14 protein-coding genes are annotated in these 16028 nt (G+C 67.8%); 6 read left to right on the top strand and 8 right to left on the bottom strand.

Annotation, left to right across the window (positions count from 1 at the left end):
* Positions 1-332: 332 nt before the first annotated feature.
* The 8 genes from B0I32_RS52720 to rpmH form a co-directional block, all read right to left on the bottom strand.
* Positions 333-1295, bottom strand: coding sequence for a ParB/RepB/Spo0J family partition protein (locus B0I32_RS52720; RefSeq protein WP_106252726.1), 963 nt, complete (start codon positions 1293-1295; stop codon positions 333-335).
* Positions 1296-2572: 1277 nt separating this feature from the next.
* Positions 2573-3508: a ParA family protein gene (locus B0I32_RS52715; protein ID WP_219912482.1), complete on the bottom strand. Its 936-nt coding sequence runs from the start codon at positions 3506-3508 to the stop codon at positions 2573-2575.
* A gap of 137 nt (positions 3509-3645) precedes the next feature.
* Complete coding sequence (gene rsmG / locus B0I32_RS52710) at positions 3646-4350, bottom strand: 16S rRNA (guanine(527)-N(7))-methyltransferase RsmG (RefSeq protein ID WP_181308766.1); 705 nt, start codon at positions 4348-4350, stop codon at positions 3646-3648.
* Positions 4351-4685: 335 nt separating this feature from the next.
* Positions 4686-5174, bottom strand: coding sequence for a Jag family protein (locus B0I32_RS52705; RefSeq protein WP_106252719.1), 489 nt, complete (start codon positions 5172-5174; stop codon positions 4686-4688).
* A gap of 20 nt (positions 5175-5194) precedes the next feature.
* Entirely contained in the window at positions 5195-6145 is a 951-nt protein-coding gene (gene yidC / locus B0I32_RS52700; protein ID WP_106252718.1) for a membrane protein insertase YidC, read from the bottom strand.
* Positions 6146-6149: 4 nt separating this feature from the next.
* Complete coding sequence (yidD, locus tag B0I32_RS52695) at positions 6150-6431, bottom strand: membrane protein insertion efficiency factor YidD (protein ID WP_106252716.1); 282 nt, start codon at positions 6429-6431, stop codon at positions 6150-6152.
* Entirely contained in the window at positions 6428-6793 is a 366-nt protein-coding gene (gene rnpA / locus B0I32_RS52690) for a ribonuclease P protein component (protein ID WP_106252714.1), read from the bottom strand. Before rnpA ends, yidD begins: the two co-directional genes overlap by 4 nt.
* Positions 6794-6852: 59 nt before the next feature.
* Entirely contained in the window at positions 6853-6990 is a 138-nt protein-coding gene (gene rpmH, locus B0I32_RS52685) for a 50S ribosomal protein L34 (RefSeq protein ID WP_043614899.1), read from the bottom strand.
* Between the two features lie 446 nt (positions 6991-7436).
* Between rpmH and dnaA the strand changes: the two genes are divergently transcribed.
* The 6 genes from dnaA (at position 7437) to gyrB (ending at position 16011) form a co-directional block, all read left to right on the top strand.
* Positions 7437-9017, top strand: a complete 1581-nt coding sequence (gene dnaA, locus B0I32_RS52680; protein WP_106252737.1) for a chromosomal replication initiator protein DnaA — start codon at positions 7437-7439, stop codon at positions 9015-9017.
* A 542-nt stretch (positions 9018-9559) separates the two neighbouring features.
* Positions 9560-10699: a DNA polymerase III subunit beta gene (dnaN, locus tag B0I32_RS52675; protein WP_106252712.1), complete on the top strand. Its 1140-nt coding sequence runs from the start codon at positions 9560-9562 to the stop codon at positions 10697-10699.
* 49 nt (positions 10700-10748) lie between these two features.
* Positions 10749-11693 carry a phosphogluconate dehydrogenase (NAD(+)-dependent, decarboxylating) gene (gene gnd, locus B0I32_RS52670; RefSeq protein WP_106252710.1) on the top strand — a complete coding sequence of 315 codons (945 nt, stop codon included), beginning with the start codon at positions 10749-10751 and terminating at the stop codon, positions 11691-11693.
* Positions 11694-11839: 146 nt separating this feature from the next.
* Complete coding sequence (gene recF, locus B0I32_RS52665) at positions 11840-13084, top strand: DNA replication/repair protein RecF (RefSeq protein ID WP_106252709.1); 1245 nt, start codon at positions 11840-11842, stop codon at positions 13082-13084.
* Between the two features lie 175 nt (positions 13085-13259).
* The gene (locus tag B0I32_RS52660) at positions 13260-13763 is read left to right on the top strand and encodes a DciA family protein (protein WP_245956685.1); all 504 of its coding nucleotides are present in this window, start codon (positions 13260-13262) and stop codon (positions 13761-13763) included.
* 304 nt (positions 13764-14067) lie between these two features.
* Positions 14068-16011, top strand: a complete 1944-nt coding sequence (gyrB, locus tag B0I32_RS52655) for a DNA topoisomerase (ATP-hydrolyzing) subunit B (protein ID WP_106252707.1) — start codon at positions 14068-14070, stop codon at positions 16009-16011.
* Positions 16012-16028: the final 17 nt, after the last annotated feature.

The following is a 16028-nucleotide window of genomic DNA, read 5'->3' as shown; positions in this document are numbered from 1 at the left end:
AGGACGGCGAAGGCGGAGGACGGCGAAGGCGGAGGACGGCGAAGGCGGAGGACGGCGAAGGCGGAGGACGGCGAAGGCGGAGGACGGCGAAGGCGGAGGACGGCGAAGGCGGAGGACGGCGAAGGCGGAGGACGGCGAAGGCGGAGGACGGCGAAGGCGGAGGACGGCGAAGGCGGAGGACGGCGAAGGCGATGGGTTTGGAGGCGGTGGGCTTTGGAGGCGGTGGGCTTTGGAGGTGTGTGGCAGCGACGGGAGGTGGGCGATGGGGGTGTTGCTGGGCAAGACGAAGGGCGTGTGTTTCACGTGAAACACACGCCCCAACCCTTGGTCGGTTAGTCCTCGGACTCTCGCATCGCCCGCGCCGCCTCCGGGGCCATCGTTCCGATGATGCGCTCGAGGTCGTCGATCGTGGCGAACTCCACGACGATCCGTCCCTTCCGGCGTCCCAGGTCCACCTTCACCTTGGTCTCGAAATGATCCGAGAGGCGGTCGGCGAGGTGGGTGAGGCCGGGGGCGGTGGGCTTGGCCGGCTGGCGCTCCCGTACTGGCTTCTGGGCCGCCGTGGCGCTGCCCATGGCGACGATCTCCTCGACCGCCCGTACCGAGAGGAGTTCGGCGACGATTCGCTTGGCGAGCTGTAGTTGTTCTTCGGCGCTGTTGAGACCGAGGAGGGCGCGGGCGTGGCCCGCGCTGATGACACCGGCCGCCACCGTGCGCTGGACTTCGGGTGGGAGGTTCAGCAGGCGGAGGGTGTTCGTGATGTGGGAGCGGGAGCGACCGACCTTCTTGGCGAGCTGGTCGTGCGTCGCCTGGAAGTCGTCAAGCAGCTGCTGATAGGCCGCCGCCTCTTCAAGAGCGTTCAGCTGCTCACGTTGCAAGTTCTCGATCAGCGCGTCCCGCAGGAGATCGGTGTCCTGGGTGTTGCGCACGATCGCCGGCACCGGATCCAAGCCGACCTGCTGGCAGGCCCGCCAACGCCGCTCCCCCATGATCAGCTCGTACTGACCGCCACCCACCGAACGCACCACGATCGGCTGCAGCAGACCCACCTCGCGGATGGATGCCGCCAATTCCTCCAAGCGCTCCGCGTCGAAGATGTCACGAGGCTGACGTGGATTGGGGACGATCGCGGACAGAGCGACCTCTTTGAAGTACGCCCCGGCGATCGGCTTCGGCCCCGTCTCCCCCGTTGAACCATTCGCAGGGGACGGAGCCGTCCCCGTGCCGTCAACGATAGGACCGGTCGGGATGAGCGCCCCGAGCCCCTTGCCCAATCCCCGCCGCTGCTGACTCACTGCGTCTCCTCATCCAGCCGGTCGATTCCGGTCACTCCAGGGAAGGTTACCGTCGTGGGCCCGACGTAGTGCCCCCTCGCCACACACCGCCCAGTTGGATTTACACCGACACGGTCACAAACCTGCCCAACCCGTGACTGAGCCCCAAGATGTGGAAGTTCACGCCTGTAGTTCACGTTCGTGGCGCACGCCGCCTGTAGGCGGCGGCGTGCGTAGCCCACGCTCGATGCCGGCGTCCGCAGTCGTGTCCGTAGGACGGCGTCCGTATCCCGCGTCCGCAGTCCCTCGTCCGCAGTCCCGCGTCCGACGGAGGCTGGTCGCATGAGGGTGCTCGCCCGAGAGTGCCCGCACGGCGGTTCTCACACGGAGGTGCCCGCGCGGGAGTACGCAAGCGCCTCGGTACGCATGCGACGGGGATGAAGGTGACGTAGATCGGCAACCACATGGGCGGTGAGGCGGGCCTCCATCCAGGGCCCGCACGAGGTCCTCGTAGGGGGTTGTTTGCACAGGGGTGCTTCCCGCGCGACGCCGCTGCGTTCTGGTGCCGGGTGCTCAAACGGGCGTCCACGGACACACCGCCACCCTGGCAGAGCACGACCCTGGCAGAGCACGGGCCCGAGTGAGCACGGGCCCGAGTGAGCACGGGCCCGAGTGAGCACGGGCCCTGGTGGGCGCGGGCCCGGCAGAGCGCGGGCCCGGCAGAGCACGGGCCCGGCGGAGCGCGGACTCGGCACGAGCAGAGCACCGCCGACACGGCAGAGCACGACCCGACACGGCAAACACCGCCGGCATGGAAGCGCATCGTCAGTACAGAGGTGCACCGCCGTCGGCGGAGCCGGCTGCAGGAGATCCGTTCTCCGCCGCCCTTCCTGGCCGCCTCAACCGAAGTCGGGTGGCACGGCAGTTGACGAGGCAGCACGGCCGCACGACAAATAGGGCGCCGCACGACAGGTCGGGGCGGCACGACAGATCGGCGCGGCACGAAAAGGACATGCCGCGCACAATCCAGCACCCGACTTCCCCTACGCACGCCTGGCGATGCCGACTCGATGTCGACGCCGCGCCTCATGTTGCCGGGCGCGGTGTCGTGCAGGAGGCGTCTGGATGAGCTGCGGGCCAGCGCGAGGGTCGGCGATGTGCTCCGTCGGGATACCACCCGACTCAGCGAAGGCCGGCGCGCATCATCGGCTGGCCTGAAGCGCTCATCGAACTCGCGAAGTCACGGCATCCACGAGCCCGCCCGTCCGGCTCAACTCCAACGTGGCGACGAGTGAAGGTCAGGCGACGGTGGCGCGGTGGGCGATCTCGCGGGCCGCGTCCATGTACGCCATCGCCCCGCTCGACCCCGGATCGTACGTCATCACCGACTGCCCATAGCTGGGCGCCTCCGACAAGCGCACGCTCCGCGGGATCACCGTGCTGAGCACCGTGTCCCCGAAGTGCGCCCGTACCTCGTCGGCCACCTGCGAAGCCAGCCGGGTGCGGCCGTCGTACATCGTCAGCACGATCGTCGACAGGCGCAGCGTCGGGTTGAGGTGCGCCTTGATCAGGTCCACGTTCCTGAGCAACTGCCCGAGGCCCTCCAGGGCGTAGTACTCGCACTGGATCGGGATCATCACCTCGTCCGCGGCCACCAGCGCGTTGACGGTCAGCAGGCCGAGTGAGGGCGGGCAGTCGATGATGATGTAGTCGAGCTCCATCGCCTCGTACGCCGCCAGCGCCCGCCGCAGCCGCGCCTCTCTGGCCACCAACGAGACCAGCTCGATCTCAGCACCGGCAAGATCAATGGTGGCGGGTGCGCAATAGAGGTTCGGCATCTCCGGCACCTGCTTGACGATGTCCGCCATGGGAAGATCGTCCACGAGCACCTGATACACATCGGGAACGTCGCCACGATGCTCGGTCGCCAAAGCCGTGGAAGCGTTGCCCTGGGGGTCGAGGTCCACCACGAGGACACGCTGGCCGTGCATCGACAGGGCGGCGGCGATGTTGACCGACGTGGTCGTCTTGCCCACGCCGCCCTTCTGGTTGGCCACCGCGATCACTCGGGTCTCGGACGGGCGCGGCCAGGTGCCGTCGCCATCGCCGGAGGTCTCGCCGGGCTGGGCGGCCGTCTGGGTTGCAGATGTTTCACGTGAAACCACTGAGCTGAGCGCCTCTCGTACCAACGGCGAATCACCGGGGTTCAGGGGGGTCTGGGTCACGATGGCCATCCTTTCAACCAGTGGTGTGCCGGTGCCGGGAATTTGCTGTCGCGACACGCCCATTTCGGGCCAGCCAACTCCGGTTGGGCTCTCAGACGGACGGCTGTCCGGCCAGCCAAGACCGCTTGACGCGACTGGCACAACCGTCACCTCCTTCGTCGCCGCCTGGCTTGCTCTGGCGCGCGACCCGCTACCACCCGAACCAATGTTGCAGGCGGCTCGACCTTACCGTGCCCGACGGTCACAAGCTCGGCCGTTCCCGCTCCGCTGGCCTGCAATTGCGACTGCGCTTCGGCGAGTTCGCCGGCGGCCCGCTCCCCCTTCATCGCGATCAGCTCGCCGCCCTCGCGCAGCAGCGGCATCGCCCAGGTCAGGAGCCGGTCGAGCGGCGCGACCGCGCGAGCGCTGGCCACGTCGAACTCGCGCTGACCGGCCAGTTCCTCCGCCCGGCCGCGCAGCACCTCGACGTTGTCGAGCTTGAGCGCCTCGACGCATTCCTCCAGGAACACGGTACGACGCAGCAGCGGCTCCAGCAGCGTAACCGTGATGTCCTGCCGGACGATCGCCAGCACCAGCCCGGGCAGGCCGGCGCCGGAGCCGATGTCCACCAGCCGCACCTCCTCCGGCACGGCCTCGGCCACGACGGCGCAGTTGAGCAGGTGGCGATCCCAGATCCGGGGCACCTCCCGCGGACCCAGCAGTCCGCGGACCACGCCGGGTCCCGCGAGCAGCTCGGCGAACGCGCCGGCACGGTCCCAAGCCTCCCCGACGAAGACGTCCCGCGCTATCTCCGGAGGCTCCGGAAGCTCATCGCTCACTGGTCGGTGGCCTTTCTGGGGCTGGTCGCCCATGCTCGGTGTCGTGCGTGCTGGAACGGGTTCGCCGCCTGGTCTCGTGACCCCGACGCGAAGGAAGCGGAATCAACACGGTAAGGCGACGGTGTCTGAGAGTCCGGTCTTCACCCAAGGCTAAGGGTGAGATCACAAGGGAAGACTAGCGGGCCCGGATGAAGGTGGCCTGTGAGCGCGCCGTCGGCCGGCCACGGGCGACCGACCCCGCCGCCGGGGTCCCGGCCCGGCCTTGCCGGTCGCGGCTCCGTACCGAAGACAGAGGGTCGTGAACGCGAAACGGCCGTCTACCGCGCGCGACGGCGGGCAGACGGCCGGATCGGATGGCGTGACGCGCCTCAGGCGGGCAGGACCACCACGTACCGCTGCGGCTCCTCACCCTCGGACTCACTGCGGAGTCCGGCGGCGGCCACCGCGTCGTGGACGATCTTGCGTTCGAACGGGGTCATCGGCTGCAGCGACTTGGGCTCGTCCCGCTCCTTGACCTGGTTGGCGATCTCGGTGCCGAGCTTGGTGAGCTCGGCCCGGCGGCGTTCGCGGTAGCCCGCCACGTCGAGCATCAGCCGCGAGCGCTCCCCCGTCTGCCGGTGCACGGCCAGGCGGGTCAGCTCCTGCAGCGCCTCGAGAACCTCTCCGGCCGGCCCGACCAGCTCCGTCCCCTTCAGCCCGACGACGGAGACCAGGGCGCGATCGCCTTCGACGTCCATGTCGATGTCGCCGTCGATGTCGGCGATGTCGAGAAGCCCTTCGACGTAGTCGGCAGCGATCTCGCCTTCCTGCTCCAGCGCATTGAGATCAGGAGCCTTCTCCTGCTCGGCCTCGGTCATGGCCGGCCTCTCCTTCGTGTTCACGACTTCTTGCTGCCGGTGCGCTTGCTGCGGCTCTGCCTGCTCGGCTGCTGTCTGATGATCTTAGGCTCCGGAGGGGGCGGCGGGGCCTGTTCTTCCGGAGTGGTCTTGCGGAGCTTGCCGATCAGACCGGCCTTCGGCTCGACCGGGATGACGTTGCCCTTGGCGTCGTACTGCGGCATCGGGTTGCGGCTGTAGAACCAGTGCTGCTGACCGAGCGTCCACAGGTTGGTGGTGACCCAGTACATGATCAGACCGAGGGGGAAGTTGAGGCTGAAGAAGGCGAACAGCGGCGAGATGTACATGAGGATCTTCTGCTGCTGCGCCATGGGGTTGTCCGGCATCTGAGCCATGGAGCGGGTGACGCTCTGCCGGACGGTGAGGAACGTGGTCAGCGAGCTGACCGCGACGAAGATCCCCAGGACCACCTTGGTCTGGATGTTGCCGGCGCCGAACGTCTGGAGCTGCGCCTCCGACATGAAGAAGTTGGCGGGCAGCGGCGCGCCGAAGATGTGCGCCGCCCTGGCGCTGTCGACCAGCTCCTGCGTCATGCCGTACTTGGCGTGACCGTCAGCCATGTTGTGCAGGACGGTGAACATGGAGATGAAGATCGGGAACTGGGCCACGACCGGCAGGCAGCCGCCGAGCGGGTTGGCGCCAGCGCCCTGGTAGAGCGCCATGACCTCCTGGTTCATCCGCTGCTTGTCGTTCTTGTAACGCTTGCGCAGCTCTTGAACCTTGGGGGCGAGTTCCTGCATCTTCCGCGACGATCGCATCTGCTTGAGGAAGAGCGGGAAGATCAGGATCCGCATGAACACGGTCAGCGTGATGATCGTCAACGCCCAGGTCAGCCCGCTGTCCGGGTTGAGGACCGTGCTGTATGCAGTATGGATCCAGATGATGACTTGGGCTACGGCTTGGTACAGCCAGCTCAGCCAGGACAGCTCCACCGAGCTATCTCCCTTGCGTTTCGTGGGACCGGACCGGGCGTGGGGGCACCGGGTCAATACCTCCGGGATGGAATGGGTGGCACCGCCCGATGCGCCGGACAGTCAGCCATGTGCCGCGCAATGCTCCATGTACGGCGATCGCTTCGAGTCCGTACTGGCTGCAGGACGGGTAGAACCGGCAGCGTGGACCGAGCAGCGGGCTGATGAACGCCCGGTAGAACCGGATGGGGACGATCAGCGCCCGGGCCGCCAGGCCCGGCGCCGCCCCTTGCGGTTGCTCCGTCATCTCTTCTGTCCGCCCGTCGAGGACTCGCGCCGCCTGAGCAAACGAGCCAGCGCGAGATCGAGTTCGGCGGCCAGTTGCTCGAATCCCGCGGACGCGGCCGGTGGGTTGGCGCGTACCACAAGCAGGCTACCTCGTGGCAGCGCGTCGAGACGGTCCCGCATGAGGTGTCGAAGCCGCCGCTTGACCTTGTTCCTGGTCACCGCGCCACCGACGGCCTTGCTCACGACGAAACCGACCCGGGGTGACTCTTCCCCGGAAATGGTGAAATGCACCACGAGAGTTGGGCGGCCGGCGCGTTTGCCGCGCTTGACCGCCGCCTCGAACTCCTCCCCGCGGCGCATGCGGGATTGACGGGACAGCACCGTATACGTCTAACGCCCGCCGGTATGAGGCACCGGCGGGCTGCTAACGCGAGGGACGATCAGGCCGACAGCTTCTCGCGGCCCTTACGGCGGCGAGCGGCGAGGATGGCGCGACCGGCCCGGGTGCGCATCCGCAGCCGGAAGCCGTGGGTCTTCGCGCGGCGACGGTTGTTCGGCTGGAAAGTACGCTTGCTCACGGGTGGGCTCCAGGCTTGATGGTGCGCCACGAAGGCGCTTAACACTCATGGATGGCCTGTCAAGGAAGCGAGGGCACGCGAAATAGCCGTCGCGTGACAAGCCGACCGTCGTACGTTACGGGGCAAGCACCGTCCAGGTCAAACCGGACCGGTTATCCACTAATCCACAGGCCACTTGTCCACCGCCGGCCCCACGTCCACAGTATGTGTACCCAGGTACCACTAGGCTGTGGACAACGTCTTGAACACAGCTGTGCACATGGATACTGTCGGCCCTTCCAGGCCCGCTCAAGCGCTGTGGACAGTCTGTGGATCTCCTGTGGAGAGCGTGGGCGGGATGCCCGGCCGACACGTGTGGACGAAGGGCCGTCGATCATCAGCGGGCGGTCGTGCCATGTGGATAAACGATCGCGGGGGGCCGCGAGATGGAGGAGGGGAACCGCACCATGAACGGTGTCGACCTCGGCACGGTATGGGCGAGCGCCCTGAGCAACTTCCTCAACGAGAACGTGCCGATCCAGCAGCGCACCTGGCTGTCGATGGTGCGTCCGATCGCCCTGGCCAACGACACGATCGTGCTCGGCGTCCCCAACGACTTCCTCAAGGACCTGATCGAGGGAAAACTGCGCCCGCTGGTCGCGCACGCGCTCTCTCAGGAGCTCGGCCGGACCATGCGGCTGGCCGTGATGATCGACACCACGGCCCCGGAACAGCCTTCCGTCGACTCTCATCAACAGCCTGTGACTCAGAGTTATCCCCAGGGTGTGGAGAGTCAGCTGCGTTATGCACAGCCCGCGCAACCGCAGCACAACCCGGCTTCCGAGCCCCCTCAGTTCTATTCTCCACAGCCCGAGCCGCCACAGATATCCACCGAATATCCACAGCAGGGCTTCTCTTTTGAACAGGCGCAGCCGTACACACCGCCTGTGGAGAAGACGCCGGAACCGGCGCCGAATCGGTGGGAGGCGAAGAGCAACAAGCCCAGCGAACCGGCCAGGCTAAATCAGAAGTACACATTTGAGACATTCGTCATCGGTGCCAGCAATCGCTTCGCCCACGCGGCGGCGGTGGCGGTGGCCGAGTCGCCGGCGAAGGCGTACAACCCGCTGTTCATTTACGGGGACTCCGGGCTGGGCAAGACGCACCTGCTGCACGCCATCGGGCATTACGCCCAGAGCCTGTACGACGGCGCCCGGGTCAGATACGTGAGCTCCGAGGAGTTCACCAACGACTTCATCAACAGCATCCGCGACCACAAGGCCGACGGCTTCCGCGGCCGCTACCGGGCGATCGACATCCTGCTCGTGGACGACATCCAGTTCCTGGAGGGCAAGGAGCAGACGCAGGAGGAGTTCTTCCACACCTTCAACACGCTGCACAACGCCAACAAGCAGATCGTCATCTCCAGCGACCGGGCGCCCAAGCAGCTCATCACGCTGGAGGACCGGCTGCGCAACCGGTTCGAGTGGGGCCTGATCACCGACGTCCAGCCGCCCGAGCTGGAGACGCGCATCGCCATCCTCAGGAAGAAGGCCATCCAGGAGGGCCTGGCCGCGCCGCCCGAGGTGCTCGAATACATCGCCAGCCGCATCTCCACCAACATCCGTGAGCTGGAGGGCGCGCTGATCAGGGTCACCGCGTTCGCCAGCCTCAACCGGCAGGGTGTCGACCTGCAGCTGGCCGAGGTCGTGCTGAAGGACCTCATCACCTCGGAGTCCGACACCGAGATCACCATCGCGGCGATCATGAACCAGACCGCCCAGTACTTCGGCATCAGCATCGACGACCTGTGCGGCACCTCCCGCAGCCGGGCGCTCGTCAACGCCAGACAGATCGCGATGTACCTCGCCCGCGAGCTGACCGAGCTGTCGCTGCCGAAGATCGGCCAGCAGTTCGGCGGCCGCGACCACACCACCGTGATGCACGCCGAACGCAAGATCCGGTCGCTGATCGCCGAGCGCAGGTCGATGTACAACCAGGTCAACGAGCTGACAATGCGGATCAAGCAGACACAGCGTGGATCTTGAGTTCATACACAGCCTGTGGAAAACGCTGTGGACCAGCGCAAACGCAAAAATTCACTCGCCGTTCGCCCGGCAATGGTGGGAAAAATCCGTCCACATTGGTTGGGGACAAGGGTGGGGACATCCTGGGGAGAACCTGGGGACTACCAGTGGACAGCGTGTGGACAGACTGTGAACAACGGATCTGGGGCTCCAGAAGGGCCGCTTTTACCCCGTGGACAACCTGTGGAAACCTCGTGGATAACCCCGGACTGACGGTGGATGAAGGCACCATGATCTGGGGACGGCCTGTGCACGAAGAATCGTCGTCCCCAGGCGCGGAAGTTCTCCCCAGGCGTCACCCACATCCCCAGTGGATGAAAATATGGCCGCTGACCAGCCAAGACGCCGGTTGTCCACAGTTCCCACAGCCCCTAGTGTGATGACCTCTATATCTCTAACTAGGAAACTCAAAGACCCATAGAGGGGTTCTCCCGGAGCGCGAGTCCGGGAGGGTGGATCCTTGAGATCCTTGAATCAACGACGAACCCAGGAGGCTGATCACCGTGATGTTCCGAATCGAGCGAGACGTCCTCGCTGAGGCGGTGGCATGGACGGCACGCAGCCTTCCGGCGCGTCCGTCGGTTCCCGTTCTCGCCGGCATGCGCCTGGAGGTCACGGAGGGGACGCAGCTCAAGCTCTCCGGTTTCGACTACGAGGTCTCCGCCGAGGTGACGCTCGAGGTCCACACGGGCGAGCCGGGCGTCGTGCTGGTCTCGGGCAAGCTGCTCGCCGAGATCACGCGCGCGCTTCCCGCACAGCCTGTGGACTTCGTGGTGGACGGAGCCAAGGCCGTCGTCACGTGCGGCAGCGCCCGCTTCACCCTGCTGACCATGCCGGTGGAGGACTACCCGTCCCTGCCGGCCATGCCGCCGGCCGCGGGCCGGGTCGGCAGCGACGTGTTCGCCTCCGCCGTCGGCCAGGTCGCCGTCGCCGCCGGTCGCGACGACACGCTGCCGATGCTCACCGGCGTACGGATGGAGATCGAGGGCGACACGGTGACCCTCGCCGCGACCGACCGCTACCGGCTGGCCGTGCGCGAGCTCAAGTGGCAGCCGGGCCAGCCCGACTTCTCCGCCATCGCGATGATCCCCGGCAAGACGCTCGCCGACACGGCCAAGGCGCTCGGTGCGACCGGCGCCGAGGTCGAGATCGCGCTGAGCTCCGCGGGAGGCACCGGCGAAGGCATGATCGGCTTCTCCAGCGCCGGACGCCGTACGACGACGCGCCTGCTCGACCCCGAGTTCCCGAAGTACCGCTCGCTGCTGCCGACCGAGTTCTCCGCCCGCGCCGACCTGTCCACAGGCCCGTTCGTCGAGGCGGTCAAGCGCGTGGCCCTGGTCGCCGAGCGCAACACTCCGGTACGCCTGGCGTTCAAGAGCGGCGAGGTCGTGCTGGAGGCCGGCAGCGGCGACGAGGCGCAGGCCGTCGAGGCGCTTCCGGTGGATTACGAGGGAGATGAGATGAACATCGCCTTCAACCACCAGTTCCTGCTGGAAGGTCTGGGAGCCATCGACTCCGACATCGCCCGGCTGCAGATGACCACGTCGACGAAGCCCGCTATCCTCACCGGTGGCAAGCCTGTGGAGGATCAAGCCACCACGGACTACCGTTATCTGATCATGCCCATCCGCCTGTCAGGCTGAACCGGTCGTCGGGAATGATGGAAGCCTGACAAGGGGGTAGAGGACAGTCATGCAGATCGGCATGGTGGGACTGGGCAAGATGGGCGGCAACATGGCCGAGAGGCTGCGCCGCGGTGGTCACGAGGTGATCGGCTACGATCGCGATCCGGCGGTCAGCGACGTCGGCAGCCTCAAGGAGCTGGCCGAACGCCTCCAGACACCGCGCGCGATCTGGGTCATGGTCCCGGCCGGCAAGGCCACCCAGAGCACCATCGACGATCTCGGCGAGCTGCTCAACGAGGGCGACCTCGTGGTCGACGGCGGAAACTCCCACTATGTGGATGACCAGAAGCACGCCGCCGAGCTGTCCAAGAAGGGCATCGGCTTCGTCGACTGCGGCGTGAGCGGCGGCGTCTGGGGCCTGCAGAACGGCTACGCGCTCATGTGCGGCGGCGACAAGCCCGACGTCGACCGCCTCATGCCGATCTTCGACACGCTCAAGCCGGAGGGCGAGGACGGCTTCGTCCACGCCGGCGACGTCGGCGCGGGCCACTTCGCGAAGATGGTCCACAACGGCATCGAATACGGCATGATGCAGGCCTTCGCCGAGGGCTGGGAGCTGCTGGAAGCCTCCGACGTCGTGAAGGACGTCAAGGGCTCCTTCAGCAGCTGGCGCACCGGCACCGTGATCCGCTCCTGGCTGCTCGACCTGATGGTCCGGGCGCTCGACGACGACGAGCACCTCGAACAGCTCCGCGGCTACGCCCAGGACTCCGGCGAGGGCCGGTGGACGGTGCAGGCCGCGGTCGACCACGCGGTCCCGCTGCCCGTGATCACCGCCGCGCTCTACGCCAGGTTCGCCTCGCGGCAGGACGACTCCCCCGCGATGAAGGTCGTGGCGGCGCTGCGCAACCAGTTCGGCGGCCACGCCACCACCTCGGCCGAGGGCGGCACGGAGAAGGGCGCCGACTCCCCCGGCGCCGACGTGACACCGCCGCGCGAGCTCGACCGCTGACCGGCCCGGACCGCTCGGGCGCCCCGGCCGCTGGTTCGCCCAGTGTCGTCGGCTCGGAGGCGAGGTTTTCCACAACGGCCAGGGTTTTCCACAAGAACGCATGCCGGTGACCCCGGTGGCCCGCGAGGCCCACTAACCTTCGTGGGGTGCATGTCGCCCACCTCTCGCTGACCGACTTCCGGTCCTACGCGTCCGTGGAGCTCGGCCTGGAGCCGGGCGTTACGGCCTTCGTGGGGCCCAACGGCCAGGGCAAGACCAACCTGGTCGAGGCCCTCGGCTACGTCGCGACGCACTCCAGCCACCGGGTGGCCGGCGACGCGCCGCTCGTGCGGCAGGGCGCCACCAGGGCGATCGTGCGCTGCGCCGTCCAGCGGGACGACCGGCGGGCGCTCATCGAGCTGGAGATCAACCCGGGCCGGGCCAACCGCGCCCGGCTCAACCGCTCCCCCGTGTCCAGGGCCCGCGACGCCGTCGGCCTGCTGCGCACCGTCCTGTTCGCTCCCGAGGACCTATCGCTGTCCAAGGGCGACCCGTCCGAGCGCCGCCGTTTCCTCGACGACCTGCTCGTGGCCAGGGCCCCCAGGTTCGCCGGGGTCCGCGCCGACTACGACCGCGTGCTGAAGCAGCGCGGCGCCCTGCTGCGTACGGCCGCGCAGGCCCGCAGAGGCAGCAGGAGCGCCCGGCGGCAGGAGGGCGACAGCGGGTTCGCGGCGGCCGGCGCGGGCGACGTGCTGAGCACTCTGGAGGTCTGGGACGCCCACCTCGCCCGGCACGGCGCGGAGCTGTTGCGGGCCCGGCTGGAGCTCATCGAGGCGCTGCGCCCGCTGGTGGCCGGGGCCTATGCCGCGCTGGCCCCGTCGAGCGCTCCGGCGACCCTCGCCTACCGCAGCACGTTGTCCACAGGTGGGGACCAGGGTGAGGGTGACCAGGAGGGCGAAGTCCCCGGTGAGCGGGGATCTTTCGATACACAGACGTTATCCACAGACTTGGGGAAAACCCTTGAAGAACGTCTGCGGGAGCGGCTATTGGAGGTGCGCCAGTCGGAGCTCGACCGGGGCGTCACCCTCGTCGGGCCGCACCGCGACGACCTGATCCTCGGCCTCGGCGACCTGCCCGCCCGGGGCTACGCCAGCCACGGCGAGTCGTGGTCGTTCGCGCTGGCGCTCCGGCTGGCCGCGTACGACCTGCTGCGGGCCGACGGCGGAGACCCCGTGCTGATCCTCGACGACGTGTTCGCCGAGCTCGACAGCCAGCGGCGGCGCCGGCTGGCCGAGATCGTCGCGCCGGCCGAGCAGGTGCTGATCACCGCGGCCGTGGCGGACGACGTGCCGGGGGAGCTGGTGGGAGGCAGGTACGACGTCGCGGAAGGGAGCGTGACCCGTGTCCGATGACGGCAACCCCCGTGGGGGTGAGAGCCCGCAGGCGGGCGGTGTCAGGGGCGGGTCTCGTGGCTCGGCTGCCTCCGGGTCCCGGGCCGGTCAGCCTGAGGCCGGCGGTTCCGCGGCCGGTCAGCCTGAGGCCGGCGGGGGTGCGGCCGGTGGTTCGGCGGCCGGTCGTCCACAGGCTGTGGGGGGCGGTGGGGAGAACACCGCGGCCAGGGGGGTGGCGCTGGCGCGGGAGAAGCTGGCCCAGGCCAAGGCCGACGCCGCCAAACGCGGCCAGCTCCCCCGGCGCGAGCCCAGACGTAAGGCGGCGGGGCCGCGCAGAGACGGCGGCGATCCGCAGCTCTTCGGCCGCGCCATCGCCGACCTGCTGGCCGACCGCGGCTGGGAGCGGTCGGCGGCGGTCGGCGCGGTGTTCGGCCGGTGGGCCACCATCGTCGGCCCTGACCTGGCCATGCACACCAGACCCGAGTCCTTCGACGACGGCGAGGTGCTGATCGCGGCCGACTCGACGGCGTGGGCGACGCAGGTGCGGCTGCTCGCGCGCACCCTCGTCCGCAGGCTCAACGAGGAGCTCGGCGAAGGCACGGTCAAGAAGGTCAAGGTCAGGGGCCCGCAGAACGCGCCGCGGCCGTCAGGCGGGTTGCGGGTGACCGGAAGCCGGGGTCCCGGCGACACCTACGGCTAGCCTGTCAAGGGCGATCAGACCGCCGGAGACGCGATAAGCCCCCTTTCCGGAGGGGGGATGCTCGGCAGGGGGCAAATCGAGCTAGAGGGCATCACAGGCGCGTTCATTGCCACCTTGGCCCTCCGGAAGCGGTAGAATGAAAAAGGATTCCGGACACGTCCGCTTGCGTGTCACCCCGGCAGCAAGCCGACTCCCCCGGGTGACCGCGCATCGGGGCACTCACGACGGTGACGGGCACGGCAGGGGCAGCTTCGAAGGTTGAACGCCTACCCAGCCGCGTGTCCGCGGCAGGAGGATTTCGCAGTTGTCCTACGACGCTAGCTCAATCACCGTACTCGAGGGGCTTGAGGCGGTTCGCAAGCGCCCGGGTATGTATATCGGCTCCACCGGTGAGCGCGGCCTCCACCACCTCGTCCAAGAGATCGTGGACAACGCGGTGGACGAGGCCCTGGCAGGTTATGCGACCAGGATCGACATCACGCTGCTCGCCGACAACGGCGTCCGCGTGGTCGACGACGGCCGAGGCATCCCCACCGGCATCCACCCGGTGGAGAAGATCTCCGCGGTCGAACTGGTGCTGACCACGTTGCACGCGGGCGGCAAGTTCGACAGCCAGTCGTACGCGGTCTCCGGCGGCCTGCACGGCGTCGGCTCGGCCGTCGTCAACGCGCTGTCCACCGCCATGGAGGTGGAGGTCAAGCAGAACGGCCACTACTGGCGTCAGCGCTACGAGCTGTCCAAGCCCACGGCCCCCCTGGCCAAGGGCGAGGAGACCGACGAGACCGGCACCACGATCACGTTCTGGCCCGACCCCGACGTCTTCGAGACCACCACCTGGAACTACGAGACGCTCTCGCGGCGCTTCCAGGAGATGGCCTTCCTCAACAAGGGCCTGACGATCACGCTGGTCGACGAGCGGCCCGACCACATCAACGGCGAGCCGCACTCCGTCTCCTACCACTACGAGGGCGGCCTGGCCGACTTCGTGCAGCACCTCAACGCCAAGAAGGAGCCGGCGCACGCGTCGATCATCTCCTTCGAGGAGGAGAGCGACGGGCTCGCGGTCGAGATCGCCATGCAGTGGAACAACTCCTACTCGGAGTCGGTCTACAGCTTCGCCAACGTCATCAACACCGCTGAGGGCGGCACCCACGAGGAGGGCTTCCGCGCGGCGCTGACGTCCATCGTCAACCGTTACGCGCGCGAGCAGAAGTTCCTCAAGGAGGGCAAGGACGACAACCTCTCCGGCGAGGACGTCCGCGAGGGGCTGACCGCGATCATCTCGGTCAAGCTGTCCGACCCGCAGTTCGAGGGCCAGACCAAGACCAAGCTCGGCAACACCGAGGCGAAGTCGTTCGTGCAGAAGGCCTGCAACGACCACCTGCGTGACTGGTTCGAGCGCAACCCCGGCGAGGCCAAGGACATCATCAACAAGTCCTTGCAGGCCTCACGCGCCCGCATCGCGGCCCGCCAGGCCCGCGACCTGACCAGGCGCAAGTCGCTGCTCGAATCGGGCAGCGGCCTGCCGGGCAAGCTGGCCGACTGCCAGTGGAACGACCCGGAGAAGTGCGAGCTGTTCATCGTCGAGGGCGACTCGGCCGGCGGCTCGGCCAAGGGCGGCCGCGACTCGCGCTTCCAGGCGATCCTGCCCATCCGCGGCAAGATCCTCAACGTCGAGAAGGCGCGGATCGACAAGGTCCTGAAGAACAACGAGGTCCAGGCGCTGATCACCGCCCTGGGCACCGGCGTCCACGACGAGTTCGACATCACCAAGCTGCGCTATCACAAGGTCATCCTCATGGCCGACGCCGACGTCGACGGCCAGCACATCAACACGCTGCTGCTGACGCTGCTGTTCAGGTTCATGAGGCCGCTGATCGAGGCAGGTCACGTCTACCTGTCGTGCCCGCCGCTGTACAAGATCAAGTGGGACCGGAAGGGCGAGGACGCCTCCTACGCCTACTCCGACAGCGAACGCGACGCGGTCATCGCCGAAGGCATCGCCAACGGCAAGCCCGACCCGCGGCCCCGCGACAACGTACAGCGCTTCAAGGGTCTGGGCGAGATGAACGCCGGCCAGCTCTGGGAGACCACGATGAACCCGGAGACCCGGCTGCTGCGCCTGGTCACGCTCGACGACGCGGCCCAGGCCGACGACCTGTTCAGCGTGCTGATGGGGGAAGACGTGGAGGCGCGGCGCGACTTCATCATCCGCAACGCGCGCGACGTGCGCTTCCTCGACGTTTAGCCACAAGAAGGACCTTT

It is taken from the genome of Nonomuraea fuscirosea (assembly GCF_003001935.1).
GTDB lineage: Bacteria > Actinomycetota > Actinomycetes > Streptosporangiales > Streptosporangiaceae > Nonomuraea > Nonomuraea fuscirosea.
The sequence above is the reverse complement of the archived record's forward strand: the minus strand, read 5'-3'. Positions and strand labels throughout refer to the sequence as shown.